General features: G+C 52.4%; 1 protein-coding gene. It reads right to left on the bottom strand.

The window, feature by feature from the left end:
• Positions 1 to 227: 227 nt before the first annotated feature.
• Positions 228 to 1865 carry an MBL fold metallo-hydrolase gene (locus QUA88_RS29355; protein WP_333051822.1) on the bottom strand — a complete coding sequence of 546 codons (1638 nt, stop codon included), beginning with the start codon at positions 1863 to 1865 and terminating at the stop codon, positions 228 to 230.
• Positions 1866 to 2511 lie beyond the last annotated feature (646 nt).

Genomic DNA, 2511 nt, shown 5'->3' with positions numbered 1-2511 from the left:
CCTACACCCGACGAGCCTTTCATCACGCGGGCGTAATTTATTCGGGGTACTTCGCGCAGCGCTCAGATTAATCCCCTTTAAATATACCGAGGGACTTCCCGGCTGGTAGTTAAAAATTCAATACGCGACAGCTTACCCCTGCTGAAACCGGGTTTTTTGTCTGGGTGCGTCCAGGACTGTTCTTTTGTTTTCTGTGCCTGCGGGCTGGTTTCGAGGTGCCAGACAGCTTATTCGCCGTCTGTTTCCCCATCTTCTAGGAAAAGTTCGGACTCCGGTATCGCTTTAAACACGGGACAGAAACCGTCGGGGGTTACTTTAAAGCCAAACAAAGCACTGGACTGGTTCCAACAGCGCTGGCTGCGGTAGTGCTGGCAATTGCCGCAGCATTCGAGGTTTGCCTGAACGGCGCTGCCTTGAAAAAGGAGTTCCCGCTGGGAGATGCCCCGCAGTACCAGTTCTTCGCCTTGCCAGCGCGCTTCTACCAAACCGGTATCGGCAAAATTGGCCCACCGAGGATCGGCTGTAATCGGACTCGGCAAGCTAATTGCTACCTCTGTCCCCAATTCGCTGAGTTCTCCCTCATAGTTAGTTTCTGGGATAGCGGGCTGCAAAAACATTTCCCCGATCGGCAATTCGACAAGTGTTCCAGCCGCCGGAGTGTGCAACTGGTAGCGGTTTCGCAGCTCGTCCAAGTTAGCCAAGTCAGCCAAATATGCAGGGGAACCGTGGACTAAAATTACGTGCTGGGGACGCAAATTGTGGATGAGTTGGGTCGTCCCCGGCCCGTCGCAGTGTTCGGCTAGCAGATAAGTTTCGACACTTGTGACTCCAAATTGGGGTCTGTTGCCCAGCCAGTCGCTGACGGGATATCCTGGTTTTTGAGGGGCGAGCAAAATCCAAGGGTTTGTGCTATCGGCAATATACAAAGCCAAATCAGCTAACTTGTCTGTAATTACAATACAGGGCATGGCTCCCAATCCGGGGCGCTGTTCGGCAGACAGCCGACGGACGCGGGGTTTCACTCTTTCGTCCCAAAACAAAGGTTGGTGCAGAGCAAAATTTTGGACGGCGGTGGGAAATTGGGGTAACAGTTCTAGATAAGCGTCGCACCCGTCGGCGACAGTGCCATCTACCCAAATATCCAAGTCGCGGCCAGTAAAGTAGTGGTGACTGCGGAGCAGCATCAGCATTTCTTGGCCCAAACCAAGGGCCGGCGCGGGCAGCAGTACGGAGTACCCGTCGGCGATGGCGCGGTGGATGCGATCGGCTAACTGATTTTCCAGTTGTCGGCGGTGAGGGTGGCGCGCCGTGCCGTAACTGCCTTCCAAAATTAACACATCCGGCTTCATGCCCCTGAGTTCTCCTAGGGGCAAACCTTCCACCAAACGAGAATTGGACAGGAAAAAGTCGCCTGTGTAAACGACGGTGTAGGTGCGGTGCGGGGCTGCATAAGTCAGCAGCACAGTCGCAGCTCCGGGCAAATGACCCGACGGGAACAACTGCACGCTCAGTCCTGGGCGCACTTCGAGCGGCGACTGCCAGGGCAGTCCCTGACAGAACCGGGACTCTGGCTGCTGAGCCAGTTGTGGCCAGTTGAGCGGTAGCAGTCGCGCTGTCACTTCGCTGGCGTAAATTGGCAAGTGGGGGAAAGATTGATGGAGTGCTAGCAAACCTCTGGCATGATCGGAGTGGGCGTGGGTACACACCACAAAATCGGCTGGCAGCGATCGATTTAGTGTCGCTGATAGCGGTGCAATATCCTCTATACCGCAGTCGAGTAAAATGCGGTGCGGCCCCATTCGGACTAGCAGACAGACCCCTTCCTGTGCGTGGCCTGCGCCGTAAGGTAAACAATCGAGATCCATCACTGCGGTTAGCTCCCTGCTTTGCACGCAACTTGCAGTATCGCCTCTTTTAAACATTGGTTGCGACTGCATTCATTCGATCGAGTTCAGTCTCGGACGCTGAAACCGGGTTTGATGAACGAAAACACTTTGTTGCCGCCCTCGCTCCCGGTAAAAAAACCCGGTTTATCAAAGTTCTGGTGCGTAACCCTTGGAGCTAAATGTTGGCTCGAAGGCTCCGGCTCTCGTGCAAGGAAAGTAATTGCACTTAAGATTTGATGCAGCGCCAAGAAGGCGATTTTCCGAAGGCATTGGCCGGATGGGCCTTGGGCCTTCGACAAAGTTCAGGCTACTGGTTCTTGCATCAAAAGTTACATTTTATTGCACCATGTAAGAGTAGCGAGATCGATCTCATATTCTGAGTTTTAAACCTTTTTCCACAATTTGCGCCTGCTAAAAGCTAGTCTTTTTTATGAGAAGATTTTAATTCAGATGCCCAAACATCTTGATAAAACTTTACAATTCTTCATTTTTAGGGTTTTGAGGGCGGTTTATAGTCCAATCTGAAAAAGGAAGAACCCCCATCGTGCTAACTAAGGATCGCGAATTAAATAACTTACAATTTTAATTGTTATTGTGGGATGGGCGTCCCGCCCGTCATGAGTGG

The organism is Microcoleus sp. D3_18_C2 (assembly GCF_036702395.1).
Lineage (GTDB): Bacteria > Cyanobacteriota > Cyanobacteriia > Cyanobacteriales > Microcoleaceae > Microcoleus.
Note: the sequence above shows the minus strand (reverse complement) of the source record. Positions and strands in the feature narration are given on the sequence as shown.